The organism is Kluyvera ascorbata ATCC 33433 (assembly GCF_000735365.1).
Taxonomy (GTDB): Bacteria; Pseudomonadota; Gammaproteobacteria; order Enterobacterales; family Enterobacteriaceae; genus Kluyvera; species Kluyvera ascorbata.
Map to the genome: position 1 here is coordinate 38,639 of NZ_JMPL01000003.1, position 16,544 is coordinate 55,182.

The 16,544-nt window shown below is 55.9% G+C and carries 16 protein-coding genes; 13 read left to right on the forward strand and 3 right to left on the reverse strand.

Annotation, left to right across the window (positions count from 1 at the left end; genetic code table 11):
• Positions 1-104: 104 nt before the first annotated feature.
• The 8 genes from GKAS_RS01450 to GKAS_RS01485 all read left to right on the forward strand — a co-directional run bounded on the left by GKAS_RS01450 (position 105) and on the right by GKAS_RS01485 (position 7,208).
• Entirely contained in the window at positions 105-869 is a 765-nt protein-coding gene (locus GKAS_RS01450; protein ID WP_035891608.1) for a class I SAM-dependent methyltransferase, read from the forward strand.
• Between the two features lie 201 nt (positions 870-1,070).
• Entirely contained in the window at positions 1,071-1,970 is a 900-nt protein-coding gene (locus tag GKAS_RS01455; protein WP_035891610.1) for a L,D-transpeptidase family protein, read from the forward strand.
• Between the two features lie 140 nt (positions 1,971-2,110).
• Complete coding sequence (locus tag GKAS_RS01460) at positions 2,111-3,358, forward strand: MFS transporter (RefSeq protein WP_035891612.1); 1,248 nt, start codon at positions 2,111-2,113, stop codon at positions 3,356-3,358.
• Positions 3,359-3,480: 122 nt separating this feature from the next.
• The gene (locus tag GKAS_RS01465) at positions 3,481-3,858 is read left to right on the forward strand and encodes a hypothetical protein (RefSeq protein ID WP_035891614.1); all 378 of its coding nucleotides are present in this window, start codon (positions 3,481-3,483) and stop codon (positions 3,856-3,858) included.
• 49 nt (positions 3,859-3,907) lie between these two features.
• Positions 3,908-4,888 (forward strand): GlxA family transcriptional regulator, encoded by a 981-nt coding sequence (locus tag GKAS_RS01470; protein ID WP_035891617.1) that lies wholly within the window; start codon positions 3,908-3,910, stop codon positions 4,886-4,888.
• A gap of 78 nt (positions 4,889-4,966) precedes the next feature.
• The gene (gene gap / locus GKAS_RS01475; protein WP_035891618.1) at positions 4,967-5,977 is read left to right on the forward strand and encodes a type I glyceraldehyde-3-phosphate dehydrogenase; all 1,011 of its coding nucleotides are present in this window, start codon (positions 4,967-4,969) and stop codon (positions 5,975-5,977) included.
• Between the two features lie 168 nt (positions 5,978-6,145).
• On the forward strand, positions 6,146-6,898 hold the full coding sequence (locus GKAS_RS01480) for an AzlC family ABC transporter permease (protein ID WP_035891619.1): 753 nt from the start codon (positions 6,146-6,148) through the stop codon (positions 6,896-6,898).
• Positions 6,888-7,208 (forward strand): AzlD domain-containing protein, encoded by a 321-nt coding sequence (locus GKAS_RS01485; RefSeq protein WP_035891621.1) that lies wholly within the window; start codon positions 6,888-6,890, stop codon positions 7,206-7,208. Before GKAS_RS01480 ends, GKAS_RS01485 begins: the two co-directional genes overlap by 11 nt.
• A gap of 70 nt (positions 7,209-7,278) precedes the next feature.
• Here the strand turns inward: GKAS_RS01485 and GKAS_RS01490 are convergent, their stop codons facing one another.
• Both GKAS_RS01490 and GKAS_RS01495 read right to left on the reverse strand, forming a co-directional pair.
• Positions 7,279-7,974 carry a phosphodiester glycosidase family protein gene (locus GKAS_RS01490; protein ID WP_373995158.1) on the reverse strand — a complete coding sequence of 232 codons (696 nt, stop codon included), beginning with the start codon at positions 7,972-7,974 and terminating at the stop codon, positions 7,279-7,281.
• 40 nt (positions 7,975-8,014) lie between these two features.
• The gene (locus GKAS_RS01495; protein ID WP_035891624.1) at positions 8,015-8,200 is read right to left on the reverse strand and encodes a YoaH family protein; all 186 of its coding nucleotides are present in this window, start codon (positions 8,198-8,200) and stop codon (positions 8,015-8,017) included.
• A 90-nt stretch (positions 8,201-8,290) separates the two neighbouring features.
• On the opposite strand from GKAS_RS01495, the gene pabB reads away from it, so the two are divergent.
• From pabB to GKAS_RS01515, 4 genes are all read left to right on the forward strand, one after another.
• Positions 8,291-9,646, forward strand: coding sequence for an aminodeoxychorismate synthase component 1 (gene pabB, locus GKAS_RS01500; protein WP_035891626.1), 1,356 nt, complete (start codon positions 8,291-8,293; stop codon positions 9,644-9,646).
• Positions 9,647-9,648: 2 nt separating this feature from the next.
• The gene (locus GKAS_RS01505; protein ID WP_035891628.1) at positions 9,649-10,227 is read left to right on the forward strand and encodes a CoA pyrophosphatase; all 579 of its coding nucleotides are present in this window, start codon (positions 9,649-9,651) and stop codon (positions 10,225-10,227) included.
• 165 nt (positions 10,228-10,392) lie between these two features.
• Positions 10,393-11,757, forward strand: a complete 1,365-nt coding sequence (gene sdaA, locus GKAS_RS01510; RefSeq protein WP_035891630.1) for an L-serine ammonia-lyase — start codon at positions 10,393-10,395, stop codon at positions 11,755-11,757.
• 136 nt (positions 11,758-11,893) lie between these two features.
• Positions 11,894-13,459, forward strand: coding sequence for an EAL domain-containing protein (locus GKAS_RS01515; RefSeq protein ID WP_035891631.1), 1,566 nt, complete (start codon positions 11,894-11,896; stop codon positions 13,457-13,459).
• A 91-nt stretch (positions 13,460-13,550) separates the two neighbouring features.
• On the opposite strand, the gene yoaE is transcribed toward GKAS_RS01515, so the two are convergent.
• Positions 13,551-15,104, reverse strand: coding sequence for a CNNM family cation transport protein YoaE (gene yoaE / locus GKAS_RS01520; RefSeq protein WP_035891634.1), 1,554 nt, complete (start codon positions 15,102-15,104; stop codon positions 13,551-13,553).
• Positions 15,105-15,559: 455 nt separating this feature from the next.
• Between yoaE and manX the strand changes: the two genes are divergently transcribed.
• Positions 15,560-16,528, forward strand: coding sequence for a PTS mannose transporter subunit IIAB (gene manX / locus GKAS_RS01525; protein ID WP_035891635.1), 969 nt, complete (start codon positions 15,560-15,562; stop codon positions 16,526-16,528).
• Positions 16,529-16,544 lie beyond the last annotated feature (16 nt).

The following is a 16,544-nucleotide window of genomic DNA, read 5'->3' on the forward strand; positions in this document are numbered from 1 at the left end:
CAAAGGTAAGACCGGCTGGAATGCTCATCAATGCAAATAGTTCTCATTAACTTGCAAATATGATAAGTTGCATTTTAAATGAATCTTATTGGCAGGAGCAAACCATGAGCGCAAGTGAAAAAGCCGGTCACACCTTTTTAGCAAGTCTGGGGAAAACCCGGCTGCGTCCCGGTGGCGTTGATGCCACTGAATGGCTCTTTAATCAGTCCGCGCTGTCACCGGACAGCACCGTTCTGGAAGTCGCCTGCAATATGGGCACCACTTCTATCGAGCTGGCCCAGCGTTTTGGCTGCACTATCTATGCCGTCGATATGGATAAAAACGCGCTCGCTAAAGCACGTGAAAATATCGCCGCCGCTGGCCTTGGAGAGAACATTACGGTCATGGAAGCCAACGCAACAAAGCTTCCTTTTGCGGATGAGACTTTCGACGTGGTGATCAACGAAGCCATGCTAACCATGTATGTGGACAAGGCTAAAACCCGGCTTATCGACGAGTACTATCGCGTGCTTAAACCGGGCGGCCGCCTGCTGACGCATGACATTATGTTTACCCAGGAGCGGCTGGAAACCCGGGGGCAAGCGCAGCTGGAAGAGATAGTGAAATCCAACGTCAGCCCGATGACCCAGGCGGCGTGGAAAACGCTCTTTCTCGATAGCGGTTTCCGCTCGGTCGACACCCACCACGGCGCGATGTCTCTGATGTCCCCCGCCGGAATGATTCGCGACGAGGGGCTGGCACGCGCCGCAAAAATTCTGTTTAACGGTTTGCGCACCCGCGAGAATCGGACGCGCTTTTTGGGCATGTTTCGCTTCTTTCGCCGCAACCGCCACCAGCTAAACTATATAGCCTGCTGTTCGCGCAAATAGCGCAGAGTCACCGGCCATCATCCGGCGGTGTCTAACGGCACTTGCGCCGCCGGTTGGCGACTTCCGTTTAAAACTACCTATCCGCTCCCCATGAATTCCAAGCCGGCGAGGTACGTAACCCTATCCGCCGAAAACAATGGAGTTGCAGATACCAGGCGAGTACAATCAATGACACGCTAATTTGTCGTACAATTCAACCAAATGAAAGTTAACACATTACTGGTATCACTGGTCATTTCCTTCAGCGTCTCGCCCGCATTTGCGCTCACCTACCCACTGCCCAACGGGGGCGGCAGTCTGGTCGGCAGCAACCAATACGAACAAGTCCCGCAGGGGCAAAAATCGCCGCTGGAGACCTACGCGGCAAAGCATCATATCGGTATGAGTAACCTGCTGGATGCGAACCCCGGCGTGGATGTGTATTTACCTGCACCGGGTACCGTCCTGACTTTCCCGTCACGGACGCTTTTACCTGACACCGTCCATCAGGGAATCGTCATAAATACCGCTGAAATGCGCCTTTACTACTACCCCGCGGGCAGTGGTACGGTTGAAATCTACCCGGTCGGCATCGGTCAGATTGGCCACGATACCCCAGAACACTGGGTCACTTCAGTGAAACAGAAAAAGGTCGGGCCGACCTGGACACCAACCCCGAACGAGCGTGCTGAATTTGCCGCCGAAGGGAATATCCTGCCAGCGGTCGTCCCCGCGGGGCCGGATAACCCAATGGGGCTGTATGCCATGTATATTGGCAATCAGTTTGCCATTCATGGCACCAATGCGAATTTTGGTATTGGTCTGCGCGTCAGCCACGGCTGCGTGCGTTTACGGGCCGACGATCTGAAAAAACTCTTTAGCGAAGTTCCCGTTGGCACCCGCGTTGAGTTTGTTAATCAGCCTGTAAAAGCCAGCGTTGAACCTGACGGCGCGCGCTACATCGAAGTGCACAGCCCGTTATCTGAATCGGGTGCCAGCACCGCAAAAGCAACGGTGATACCGGCATCCCTCAACGCCACGTTAGCGGCGGCGGATATCCAGCAGCCCGTTCTCAAACAGGCGCTGGCGATGCGTTCAGGCATGCCGGTCAGGTTGAATTAATATCGAATACCGCATCATGCTAAATCCACGTCGCGGCGTGGATTTTTTTAGCGCTGCCGCTTTACCCCCGCTGAACCTGCCGATACTCTGTTGCGACCTCTTGCTCTTACCCATTCTTCAGACCAGAAGTTGCCGCGACAATGACGACGCATAATAAAAAAATTCGAGCCTGGCATTTCCCCGTTTTTCGCCATCTTTTTACGGCGCGTTTACTGACCGTTCTTGGCAACGGCATTGCCCCAATTGCGCTGGCTTTTGCGGTGCTTGATATCGGCGGTTCGGTCTCCGATTTAGGCATTGTCGTCGCGTCACGTTCGATTTTTAACGTCGCGTTTCTGCTGCTCGGCGGCGTGCTGGCCGACCGTTATTCACGCAGCCGCGTGCTGGTCTACTCCTCCGTTGTGGCCGCCATTTCCCAGGGGATTGTCGCGTGGTCGGTGCTGGATGGCTCCGCCACCGTCATCAGCCTTGCGCTCCTCGGTGCGCTGAACGGCGCGGCGGCGGGCATTGCTCTACCGGCGTCGTCTGCGCTGGTTCCTCAAACGGTGCCCGCCCAAAACCTGCGTGAAGCCAACGCCCTGATTCAGCTTGGCGTCTATAGCGGGACGGTTATTGGCGCCTCATTGGGCGGTGTGCTGGCAAGCTCGGTGGGGCCCGGCTGGGGACTGGCGATTGATGCGCTTGGCTTCGCCGCCGCCGCCCCGCTCTACTCCCTGATTCGGGTCAGCGCCATCAAAGCAAGCGAGTCGCAAAGCAATATCTTGCAGGATTTAAAAGAAGGCTGGACAGAGTTCGCCAGCCGTTCCTGGGTATGGTCTATCGTCGTGCAGTTCACCATCGTCAATGCGGCGTTCAGCGGCGTGGTGATGGTGCTCGGTCCCGCCATTGCGGACGCCTCTTTTGGTCGCGCGCGCTGGGGCATGATCGTCGCGGCGCAAAGCATTGGGCTTATCGCCGGTACCTTCCTCGCGCTGCGCTGGCGTCCGCGCCGGGATCTCTTCATTGGCGTGATGTTGGTTGTCCTCTGCGCGGTGCCGATTTTTATGCTGAGCCAGGCTGTCAGCGCATCGTGGTTGATTGTCGCTTTCTTTGTTACCGGCGTGGCTTTCGGCCTCTTCGGTGTTTCCTGGGCGCACTCATTGCAGACGCATATTCCGCCAGAAAAGCTGGCGCGCGTGTATGCCTACGATGCGGTAGGTTCCTTTGTGGCTATCCCATTCGGCGAGTTGGTTGCTGGCCCGTTGGCCATGCGTTTTGGCAGCAGTCATGTGCTGATGGTATCGGCGGTCGCGGTGGTTGTGGCAACAGTATGCGCGAGCCTGGTGCCCGCTATCCGACGACTTGATAATGCCGCGCAGGCGAAACCGCACAAAGCAGTCAATAGCTGAATTCCTCGGGTACAAAAACGGCGCAGCGTGGTTTTCATTGTCTATGATTCAATGATAGCGTGCCGTAACACCCCGATAACCCGTTACGGTGAATGATGATGTCACCCCACAAAGATTGCCGGATGCTCACTCAATACTTCGCCTTCCTGCGCATTGCGCCGTTACTCCTTCTCACCGCTTCGCTGTCTGGCTGCATGTTGACTCGTGTATCAGACAGTACGCATGCCAAAGAGGTTGACGCGCTGCATGTCGTTGGCCTGAGTATGAACGCCGCAAAGGCCAGAGTGGCTGAAAACGGCTTCATCTGTAGTCCCGCTCCCGCGTTGAATCACGTCCAGACCGAGGATGGCGTTCAGCATCGCTGGCTACAGCTGGAATGCAGTAAACAGAGCATGGAGGTTATCTGCCCGCAAATTCGCTCAGTGGTGCTAAACGTCGACCCCAAAACCAATAACGTGGTAGCGGTTGGCAAGCCTATCACCCAGAACAGCTGTTTTTGAACCGTCGCCTCCTGTTGACTTATTCTGTAAAAAGACTACTTTTCAGGACATGAAGAAAATCCTGATTATCGTCCCCGATGGCGGCATGCTGTTCGAATCCGCTGGTATTGCCGACATCCTGATGCAGGCAAACCGTCTGCATCCAGAAAACGCCACCGCTCCCTGCTACCAGGTCCAGCTGGCAACCACTCAACCGCATCAGGTGATCCACGGCCAGTCGGGTTTAAATCTGCTGGCCGATCATCGCCTCCACGAGATAGACCCGCGGGAACCTCTTGATACCATCATCATTACCGGCAGGGGGCAGAATCCGCAGGAAGGGATTGCCGTCGTCGACTGGCTACGTCTTGCCGCCCCACATACTCGCCGTATCGCCTCTATCTGCGGCGGCGCGATGCTGCTCGCACAGAGCGGGCTGCTGAACGGCAGGCGCGCCACCACCCACTGGAAGCTGCTGGAAACCCTGCAAGCAGAATATCCTCAGGTACGCGTGGAAGGCGGGCCGCTGTATGTGCAGGACGACAATATCTGGACCTCCGGCGGCGTCAGCTCCGGTTTTGACCTGACGCTGGCGCTGGTTGAAGAGGACTACGGCTTCAGCCTGGCGCGCGATATCGCCCAGGATTTTGTGATGTACCTGCATCGCCCCGGCAGCCAGCTGCAGTTTAGCCGCTACCACCTTCAACAAACCAGCACGCTTGGCCCCATTAACGACCTGCTGGCCTGGCTCCTTGATAATCTCACCGACGACCTTGGCGTGGAGAAACTGGCGGAAAAAGTGGCCATGAGCCCACGCAATTTCACCCGCGTCTTCACCCGGGAAACCGGTGCCTCCCCGGCACGTTATGTGGCTGAAGCCCGTCTGGCCGCCGCACGACAAAGACTAGAGCAGACCAACGACACGCTGGAGAGAATTGCCCAGCAAACCGGCTTTGGCAACAGCATTAATCTGCGTCGTATGTTTGAAAAACAGCTTCACCTGACACCGGGAGAATATCGCCAGCGGTTCCACTGCCGCAAAATGGCGTAAAGTGATCCTTTTTTGTCATTTACGCCAAATAGCCACCGGCCTACAGTAATGCCAGAGACAACAGATAAGGAGTTGATCATGGTAAAGGTCGGTATTAACGGTTTTGGCCGAATCGGACGTAACGTACTGCGCGCGGCGCTGGGCAACCCGGATATGCAGATTGTGGCGATTAACGATCTGACGGATAGCAAAACGCTGGCGCACCTGCTGAAACACGACTCACTGCTCGGCACCCTCGCCGCGGAGGTCTCCGCCGATGAAGGACGGCTGGTGGTCGACGGCAAGCCCATCAGAGTGTTTAGCGAACGCGACCCGGCCAACATTCCGTGGCGCCAGGAACAGGTCGACATCGTCATTGAAGCCACCGGCTTCTTTACCGAACGCGACAAGGCGGCGGTGCATATCCACAGCGGTGGCGCAAAACGCGTGATTATCTCGGCCCCCGGCAAAAACGAGGATTTGACCATCGTGATGGGCGTGAATGACGGACTCTATTCCCCGGACAAACACGTTGTCGTCAGCAACGGTAGCTGCACCACCAACGGGCTGGCGCCTGCCGCGCAGGTTTTGCATCAGCACTTTGGTATCAAACATGGTCTGATGAACACTACCCACGCCTACACCAATAGCCAGGCACTGCACGATCAGCCAGAGAAAGACCTGCGAGGCGCGCGCGCTGCTGCGCTGTCAATCGTGCCTTACTCCAGCGGTGCGGCGAAAGCGTTGGGTAAAGTCATTCCCGAACTGGACGGACGCTTAACCGGGTATTCGCTGCGCGTACCGGTACCGGTGGTTTCCATCGTCGACCTGACCGTAACCCTTGAGCGTGATGTCACCGTTGAAGAGGTGAACAATGCGTTCCGTGAGGCCGCCGCGGCAGGTCCGCTGAAAGGGATCCTCGGCTATAGCGATGAGCCGCTGGTTTCAAGCGATTACCAGGGCGACCCGCGCTCTTCCATTATTGACGGTCTGTCAACGCTGGTGATTGGCGGCAATATGGTTAAAATCCTGGCCTGGTATGACAACGAATGGGGATTCTCCAACCGTCTCGTCGACCTCGCGGTGATGATGGCGAAACGCGAAAGCTAATCCGACGTTCTGGCATCGCCTCTAAAATCCACGCCCCCGCGTGGATTTTTTTATCCTCCGACATCAAACCTGTAATATGCTGTTTGTTCTGATACATACGATTTTCTTATAAAAGATGGTGCACTCGTGCCCATCGTCAGACCGACATACAAACCACAGGACAGATGGATGTTAACTCACACCGCCGCCTCACCACGCAATGAGGCCAGGGCACAGTTTCGCGCCGGGGTAATCGCCTGCTTCCCCACCATTCCAGGCTACTGGAGTATTGGTTTCGCCGCCGGTGCCATCGGTACCCTTTCCGGTTTTACTACCCTGCAAACGGCGCTATTGGCAAGCCTGCTCTACGCCGGATCGGCGCAGTTTCTTTTTTATTCGCTTTGGGCGGCAGGCGCGGAAGTCGCCTCAGTGGTGCTCAGCGTGCTGCTGGTCAACCTGCGCTATCTGCTGATGAGTTCGGCAATGAGCGTCTATTTTCGTGAGCAGACAACGTTACAGAAAATCGTCAGCGGTCTGCTGCTGACCGATGAAACGTTTGGCGTCGCGATACAGCGCGCGGGCGAGCAGAATAAGGTGTCCTTTGCGTGGATGTTTGGCCTGAACGTTGCGGCATGGCTGAACTGGATCCTGGCCTGCGTGATTGGCGCGGGGCTGGCGTCAGCGCTGCCGGAAGCCTTGATGGAAGGATTGAGCTTTAGCCTGGTGTCGATGTTTATCGGCCTGGTGCTGATGCTGTGGTTTGCCAGCCGTCGTAAGCTGCTGGAGTCTTTCAGCATCGCGGTGGCAGTGATCATTACGCTGCTCATGTCTGGGCATACCGATACCAGCCTGGTGGTGATTGTCGCCGCGTCAGTTGCCGCGACGCTGGCAACGCTAGGAATGCAATTTGCTAAGCAAAAGGAGCATCAGGATGGAGCGTAATATTCTGTTGGCGATTGTGTTTTCGGCGGGGGTAACCGCGCTAATGCGCGTGGTGCCGGTACTGCTGCTGTCGCGTTTTCGTATGCCGCCTGCGTTGCAGCAGTGGCTGAGCTTTATTCCTGCGGCGATTATGTCGGCCATTATCGCCGCTGAACTGGTGGGAAAACCGGCGTTAACCGGCAGTGGAATCAGCATTTCACTGCTGGCGGCCGCGGTAGCCACGCTGATTGGCGCGCTGAGCCGCAGCCTGTTTGCGACGGTGATTGCGGGAATGGCGGCGTTTATGGGGTTAAGCTATTTGTTGGCTTAGGTGCGTAACCGGGCGAGCGATAATATGCGAGGATAAGTCCCCGGAGTCGGCGCGATGCGCCTCGTCCGGGCTACTCGCGTGTTTCCACGGTTATCATGGTGACGAAAGGATGGTACTGCCAGGGGAGACTGCCCCCCTGCTGGTACATCTTTGAGATGGTGCCGTCGAGATAGAGCATTTGCCGCACGTTCAGGCGCGATTTCGCATAGCAGGCGAAATCATAGAAGTTGGTTTCCCGCTCGCTCAGCATAAACACGACCTTGCCCTGCGTGGTGATCCCGACACCGTTGCGCAGTTTGCGTGAACTTGCCGACGGTTTCAGCCGCCAGTTAATCACGCCGTTTTCAATCAGCATCGGGCCGGACTGCACCGCGTAGTCCATGCCTTTCGTCGATTTCAGTTTGTCGACGCTGACTATCCCCGCACGGTCGCCCTTAACGTAGAAAACACCGCCGGGTTTGATAAAGAAGTTTCCGCCGCCGGACGCCCGGTTCACCGCCACCTTCTGCTGGCCGTTTTCAATATACAGCCCAAGGGGGGCGTAGGCTTTATCGTAGATGCCGCCGTTCATCGCCATGCGCACGCGACCGTCGCCGTTAATGTCAGACAGCAGCGCGCGCAGCGAACCGTAGTCTTTACCGTTGGCTTTTAGCCAGTACATGGCAATGCGTTCGTGCTGGGGATCGGCGGTATAGCTTTGTAGCGTGAGATTGGGGTCCGTCAGGCGACACGAACTGCCCGCTGCTGCCACGAAAGGCACGGCCATCAGCGCCAGCAGCAGCGGTATTGTACGAATGGACATGACGTTATTCGTCTTCGTCTTCATCCTCAAAACGCGCGACAATACGCTCGCCAGTATGGGTAGCACGCAGCTCCTCGGCCACCAGCGCAATCGCCTGGCCGCTAGCCATGCCCTGCGACATCAGTTCCTGAATGCGCTCAACGGCTTTTTGCTGCTGCTCATGGCTCAGTGAAGGTAATCCTGCAAACATCATTTACTCCTGCTACATTGTGAGCGCGTATTATTTCATGCTGCCCGAACATTCGCCAGTGGCAGTGCAACAAGGCTGGACAGAGAAACAATGTTACCCCCTTCAACGATGACGCTTCCCTGGCGACAGGATGCCGCCGAACACTACTTTGCCCCGTTAAACGCATCGCCCTGGGCGATGATGCTGCACTCAGGCTTCGCGGACCACCCGCACAGCCGTTACGATATCGTGGTGGCCGACCCTTGCCAGACCCTGGTAACCCGTGGCGATAGCACCCTCATCACCCGTGCAGGGCAAACACAGGCCTCCGGTGACTGCCCGCTCGCGCTGCTGCAGCAGGCCATTGAACGGCTTAACATCTCGACCGCTCCCCTCGCCGACATTCCGTTTACTGGCGGTGCGGTTGGTCTTTTTGGTTATGATTTGGGCCGTCGCTTTGAAAAGCTGCCCGACCAGGCGCGGCAGGATGTGAGCGTGCCGGATATGGCCGTTGGGCTTTATGACTGGGCGCTGATTGTGGATCATCAACGCCAGACGGTAACGCTGCTCTGCCACGGCGATATTCAGGCCCGCTTACGCTGGCTGGAACAACAGGTTGCCCCTGTCGCCGAGCCTTTCGCCCTCACCTCTGGCTGGCAGTCGAACATGACCCGCGAGCAATACGGCGAGAAGTTTCGCCAGGTGCAGGCCTATCTGCACAGCGGCGACTGCTATCAGGTGAACCTCGCCCAGCGTTTTCAGGCGCGCTATCGCGGCGACGAATGGGCGGCCTTTGTGGAACTCAACCGTGCGAATCGTGCGCCGTTTAGCGCGTTTTTACGTCTTGAGGAGAGCGCTATTCTTAGCCTTTCTCCCGAACGTTTTATTCAGCTCGAGCAGGGCTGCATTCAGACTCGGCCGATTAAAGGCACCCTGCCGCGTCTGGGCTCGCCAGAGGCTGACGCCGAGCAGGCCCAGCGGCTGGCCAACTCGCCGAAAGATCGTGCAGAAAACCTGATGATTGTCGACCTGATGCGCAACGACATTGGGCGCGTCGCTGTCCCGGGAAGTGTTCGCGTGCCGGAGCTGTTCGTCGTTGAACCGTTCCCGGCGGTACATCATCTGGTGAGCACCATCACCGCGCAGCTGCCAGCGACGCTGCACGCTACCGATCTGCTGCGCGCCGCGTTTCCCGGCGGCTCAATTACCGGTGCGCCAAAAGTTCGCGCAATGGAGATTATCGACGAACTGGAGCCCCACCGCCGTAACGCCTGGTGCGGCAGCATCGGCTATGTCAGCGCCTGTGGCAACATGGATACCAGCATCACCATTCGCACGGTAACGGCCTCGGACGGCACGCTTTACTGCTCGGCGGGCGGCGGCCTGGTCGCCGATAGCGACGAAGATGCGGAATATCAGGAAACATTTGATAAAGTGAATAGAATCCTTCAACAACTGGAGTCCTGACAATGCAAGAGCCCGCGCTGAACCTGGATGACTTCCTCTCCCGCTTTCAGCTGCTTCGCCCGCAGACCGCGCGGGCAGCATTAAACGCCAGACAGGCGGCGGTACTGGTGCCCATTGTTCGCCGCCCCGAGCCGGGCCTGCTGCTGACCCAGCGCTCGGCGCGTTTGCGCAAACACCCCGGCCAGGTGGCCTTCCCCGGCGGTGCCGTAGACAGCACCGATGCCTCGCTGATTGCCGCCGCACTGCGTGAAGCGCAGGAAGAGGTCGCCATTCCTCCGGAGTGCGTGGATATCATCGGCGTGCTGCCGCCGGTCGACAGCGTGACCGGCTTTCAGGTTACGCCGGTGCTCGGGGTGATCCCGCCGGATCTGCACTATCACGCCAGCGAAGATGAAGTGGCGTCGGTGTTTGAAATGCCGCTTGCCGAAGCGCTACGTCTGGGGCGTTATCACCCGCTCGATATTCACCGCCGTGGCAATGAGCATCGCGTTTGGCTTTCGTGGTATCAGCACTATTTTGTCTGGGGCATGACCGCCGGCATTATTCGTGAGCTGGCGCTACAGGTGGGCCTAAAACCCTGACTATACTTACCCTGAAAACCGGCATTTCAGCATTAGTAAAATCAACGCTACACATTAATTAAATTCATGTGAATAGTTCAGCTGAGTTTCAGGTTCCCTCATACACTATGCGCAGTTATTACATCGTTGCCGCAACAACGCGGCAACCCTGTCAGGAGTGTTAAAGTGATTAGTATATTCGACATGTTTAAGGTGGGGATTGGTCCCTCATCTTCCCATACTGTAGGGCCGATGAAGGCTGGCAAACAGTTCGTCGATGACCTGGTCGAAAAGGGACTGATTGATGACGTGACGCGCGTTGCCGTCGACGTCTATGGTTCACTGTCCCTCACCGGTAAGGGCCACCATACCGATATCGCGATTATTATGGGTCTGGCGGGCAACCAGCCGGATACCGTCGATATTGATGCCATCCCGGCATTTATTCGTGACGTTGAAGCACGCGGCCGTCTGCTGCTAGCGCTTGGCCGCGTTGAGGTCGATTTCCCGGCCGATAACGGCATGCGCTTCCATAACGGTAATCTGCCGCTGCACGAAAACGGCATGCAGATAACCGCTTGGGCAGGTGACGCCGAGCTCTACAGCAAAACCTATTATTCTATCGGCGGCGGTTTTATCGTCGACGCAGAGCATTTTGGCAAAGCGGACAGCGGCGAAGTGCAGGTGCCTTACCCGTTTGCTTCAGCGACCGAAATGCTCAACTACTGTAAAGAGACCGGCCTGTCGCTCTCTGGCATGGTGATGCAGAACGAACTGGCGCTGCACAGCAAGAAAGAGATTGAAGACTACTTCGAGAACGTTTGGCAGACCATGCGCGCCTGTATTGACCGCGGCATGAATACCGAAGGCGTGCTGCCGGGTCCGCTGCGCGTACCGCGTCGTGCTTCCGCGCTGCGCCGTATGCTGGTTTCCAGCGATAAGCTCTCCAGCGACCCGATGAACGTCATCGACTGGGTGAACATGTTCGCGCTGGCGGTAAACGAAGAGAACGCCGCCGGTGGCCGCGTGGTCACAGCACCGACCAACGGCGCCTGCGGTATCGTTCCGGCGGTACTGGCCTATTACGATCACTTTATCGAGTCCGTTAGCCCGGATATCTATATTCGCTACTTCCTGGCCTCCGGTGCCATTGGCGCGCTGTATAAGATGAACGCCTCTATCTCCGGCGCGGAAGTGGGTTGCCAGGGTGAAGTGGGCGTAGCCTGTTCGATGGCGGCAGCCGGCCTGGCTGAGCTGCTGGGTGCCAGCCCAGAGCAGGTGTGCGTCGCGGCGGAAATTGGTATGGAGCATAACCTCGGTCTGACCTGTGACCCGGTTGCAGGCCAGGTTCAGGTGCCGTGCATTGAGCGTAACGCCATTGCCTCGGTCAAAGCGATTAACGCCGCACGTATGGCGATGCGTCGTACCAGCGAGCCGCGCGTTTCCCTCGACAAGGTTATTGAAACCATGTACGAAACCGGTAAAGACATGAACGCCAAATATCGCGAAACGTCGCGTGGTGGTCTGGCTATTAAGGTTCAGTGCGACTAATACGTTATTTCGCCTACCCCTAATACGGGTAGGCGATTTATTTGCCTATTTTTTCTCACTATTTTCGCTACCCACTACACTTGCTCTGTTGTCACTGCTATTTTCATAACCACTCAAAGCGCGACGAGCAGCGGATATGCAATCAGCACAAGGAATTATCAGGCTCTACCTTCATAAGCGAATCGCCGTCTGTGTGATTGTCGCGCTCTGTGCTTTTGCGTTGACACTAGGAATACGATTTATTTCGCAGCACAGCATAAATCAGCATCAGATTGATGCTCTCACGGCCCACTCCGTCGACCGTCTCAACCGAATCCTACAACCGCTAAAAACACAACGTGCAGAGATGCTCGCCCTGGTCGGACAGCCGTGTGAGGCCATTCATCTGCCGCTGCGTAAACTGGCCGTCATGCTGCAAACGGTACGCTCTATTGCGCTGGTTAAATCGGGCAAGCTTTATTGCTCCAGCGCGCTGGGTTCACGCAATATCGACGTCCATTCACTTCAGCCGCAGTTGCCAACTAAAAATCCATTGCTCCTGCTCACAACCGATCATTCCTTAATGATAGGCAGCCCTATCCTTGTCCAGTGGTTTCCTGCATCGGCGGATGGTCAGGATGGCGTGATGGTCTCCATCAACATTGATTTAATCAGCAATATCATCCTTGAGTCCGCCCCACCGCTGATAACGCACGTTAGCCTGAACGTCGCTGACCAGCATTATCAGCACGATATTGGGATAACCGGGCAGTTAGACAGCACAGGCAATCAGGTGTATCTACGTGCTTCAACTGCCTTCCCGTTTAGCGTCGCGGCGCTAAGTCCAGGCCCGAACCGGCTTGCGCTCACTAATCTGGTCACCGACCTGCCGCTGGCGCTTATCATGAGCGTTCTGTTTACGTGGATTGCCTGGCTTGCGACCGCTGGTCGACTGAGCTTTTCCCGGGAAATTAACATGGGCATCGCTGGTAAAGAGTTCGGCCTTTATTGCCAGCCGCAAATGGATGCTCGCGCACAGCGCTGTATCGGCGTGGAGATCCTGCTGCGCTGGAACAATCCGCGCGTCGGCTGGGTCGCGCCGGACGTCTTTATACCCATTGCCGAAACGCAAAACCTGATTATTCCGCTGACCCGCTACGTCATCAGCGAAACGGCGCAGCGTCTGCATTTGTTCCCTCAGGATAGCGATTTTCAGATAGGCATCAACGTTGCGGCTCCGCACTTTAAAAACGGCAAATTGTTGAAAGATTTAAAGCAGAATTGGTTCAACGTAAACCCCGTACAGCAACTGACTGTAGAACTCACCGAGCGTGACGCGCTGAATGACGTGAGCTACCCGTTACGCAGCGAGCTGGGGAACCATCAGATTAAACTGGCGATCGATGATTTTGGCACCGGCAACAGTTCGCTTTCCTGGCTTGAAATGCTGCATCCAGACATCCTGAAAATTGATAAATCTTTTACCAGCGCCATTGGCACCGATGCGGTGAACTCGGCGGTGACGGATATCATTATCGCGCTGGGTCAGCGGTTGAATATCGAGCTGGTTGCTGAAGGGGTCGAGACCCAAGCGCAAGCGCTCTATTTGCAGCAGCACGGCGTGCATTTGTTGCAAGGGTATCTCTATGCGCAGCCGATGCCGCTGGAGGCATTTCCCGAGTGGCTGGCGACGCATAACAAATTGAATTCGCAGATATCGTAGCCCGAGTGAACGAAGTGACCCGGGAGTTCCCCAAAGTCACTTCTTCTCGTAGTCCCGCCAGGCAAAGCGCCGCCGGGATTACTCAACTACCTTATTCGTCTTCGTCGTGTGGTGAAGCCAGCTTCACCACGCGAATCTGATCGACACGATAGTTATTGGCCGCCGTAATCGTGATGTGCAACGATGGCAGTTCAATCACATCGCCAACATGAGGGATCTGCCCGTTGACGGCAATCACCAGCCCCGCCACCGTCGCGATATCATCATCCACCAGGTTATCCAGCCCCAATGCATGCTGGAACGCGTGCAGGTCGGTGGTGCCCTTCACCAGCCAGCCGTCGCCATCCGCCACAATTTCCGGCGTTTCGTCAGCGTCCGGGAATTCACCGGCAATCGCTTCCAGCACGTCCAGCGGCGTGACCAGCCCCTGTACCACACCAAACTCGTTGGTCACGATAACGAAGCTTCCGCGCGCCCGACGCAGTACGCCCAGCAGGTTGATAGGATCCAGCGTGTCCGGGACGATAATCGCCGGTGTTGCCGAGGCTATCGCCAGGACGTCTTCACCCGCTTCCAGCGCCACCAGCAGCTCTTTAGCACGCACGATGCCGACGATTTCATCCAGCTCACCCCGACACACCGGGAACAGGCTGTGTGGCGATGACAGCAGCTGCTGGCGGATTTCTTCGGTACTCAGGTCCGCATCCACCCAGCTAATTTCCCCACGCGGGGTCATAATGCTGCGCAGCGAACGAGAGGCCAGCGTCAGAACGCCGTTAATCATATAGCGTTCTTCTTCCACGAACGCGCCTTCCGGCACCGGCATCGTCGGCTGTTGACCTTCGTCATTTGCCGCATTCACCTGCTTACGGTTGCCCATGAGGCGCAAAATGGCATCTGCCGTACGCGCACGTAACGGCAGCGTCGACTGGTGGCGAATAAAGTTACGACGGGCAATCTGGTTGAACAGCTCAATAATAATCGAGAAGCCAATCGCCGCGTACAGATAGCCTTTCGGAATATGGAAGCCGAAGCCTTCGGCAACCAGGCTCAGACCAATCATCAGCAGGAAGCTCAGACACAGCACCACCACCGTTGGGTGCTGGTTGACGAAATTCGTCAACGGCTTCGAGGCCAGCAGCATCACGCCCATCGCAATCACGACTGCCGCCATCATCACCGGAAGATGGTTCACCATCCCGACCGCGGTAATCACCGCATCAAGCGAGAAGACGGCATCCAGTACGACAATCTGCGCCACCACAACCCAGAAGCTGGAATAGCCTTTACCGTGCCCGGAATCGTGCTGGCGGTTTTCCAGCCGTTCGTGCAGCTCGGTCGTCGCTTTAAACAGCAGGAATAGACCCCCGACCAACATAATAAGGTCTCGTCCGGAGAACGTCTGCCCCCATACGCTGAAGAGCGGCGCGGTCAGCGTGACCATCCATGAGATGACGGAAAGCAATCCCAGACGCATCACTAACGCGAGCGACAGGCCAATCAGACGCGCTTTATCTCGTTGTTTTGGTGGCAATTTATCGGCAAGAATGGCGATAAACACCAGGTTATCAATACCGAGAACGATTTCCAGAACGACAAGCGTCAATAATCCAGCCCAGATTGACGGGTCCATTAGCAATTCCATAAACCACTCCAACGAGAGACGAGACGAGTCATCGCTATGTCATGTTTAAGCGAGACGATACCAGACGATAGAAAAGCGTGGCGCGAAAGGCCGGGAAGTGCGTCGCAAAAGCGAACGTGTGCAAAAAGGCGTCGGTGACGATCCATACATCGGGCTGATGCCCTATACTCCTGTGTGATTAAACGAAGCATTAACATAGCAAAAACAAATGACATTTTGGCAGAGATTTACGAGTCTTTGCAAAATGTAAGGTAATTTTTTGCACCACAAAATAATTGCGGCTCTTTAACTAAATTACGGATCTTCATCACATTAATTATTCTTTCACTGTCTAAAATAATTCTCGGTAGTTATTTATTTTTTGTCTCTAACCCTTGTCTGAATCGATTCGGTAACGTGTCGACTCATGAATGTATCAGCCCTACTGATACACACGATAATAAAGGAGGTAGCAAGTGACGATTGCTATTGTAATAGGCACACATGGTTGGGCAGCAGAACAACTGCTGAAAACGGCAGAAATGCTGTTGGGCGAGCAGGACAATGTTGGCTGGATCGATTTCGTGCCTGGCGAGAATGCAGACACGTTAATCGAAAAATACAATGCGCAACTGGCTAAGCTTGATACCAGCAAAGGCGTGTTGTTCCTTGTTGACACCTGGGGCGGTAGCCCATTCAACGCGGCAAGCCGCATTGTTGTTGATAAAGAAAACTATGAAGTGATTGCGGGCGTCAACGTACCGATGCTGGTCGAAACCTTCATGGCGCGTGACGATAACCCAAGCTTTGACGAGCTGGTTGCGCTGGCGGTGGAAACCGGTAGCGAAGGCGTGAAAGCGCTGAAAGCCAAACCTGTCGAGAAAGCTGCTCCGGTTGCGGCTCCTGCTGCACCGAAAGCCGCCGCTCCGGCGAAACCAATGGGCCCGAACGACTACATGACCATCGGTCTGGCGCGTATCGATGACCGTCTGATTCACGGCCAGGTTGCGACCCGTTGGACCAAAGAGACCAACGTCACCCGCATCATTGTCGTCAGCGATGAAGTTGCCGCCGATACCGTGCGTAAAACCCTGCTGACTCAGGTTGCTCCTCCAGGCGTAACGGCACACGTTGTCGATGTCGCCAAAATGATCCGCGTTTACAACAACCCGAAATATGCAGGCGATCGTGTGATGCTGCTGTTCACCAACCCGACCGACGTTGAACGTATCGTCGAAGGCGGCGTGAAACTGACCAGCGTAAACATTGGTGGCATGGCATTCCGTCAGGGCAAAACCCAGGTCAACAACGCGATTTCCGTTGATGAAAAAGATATCGAAGCCTTCAAGAAACTGAATGCCCGCGGTATTGAGCTGGAAGCCCGTAAGGTCTCCACCGATCAGAAACTGAAAATGATGGATCTGATTGCCAAAGCGGATAAATAACCGCTCGGGCAACGTT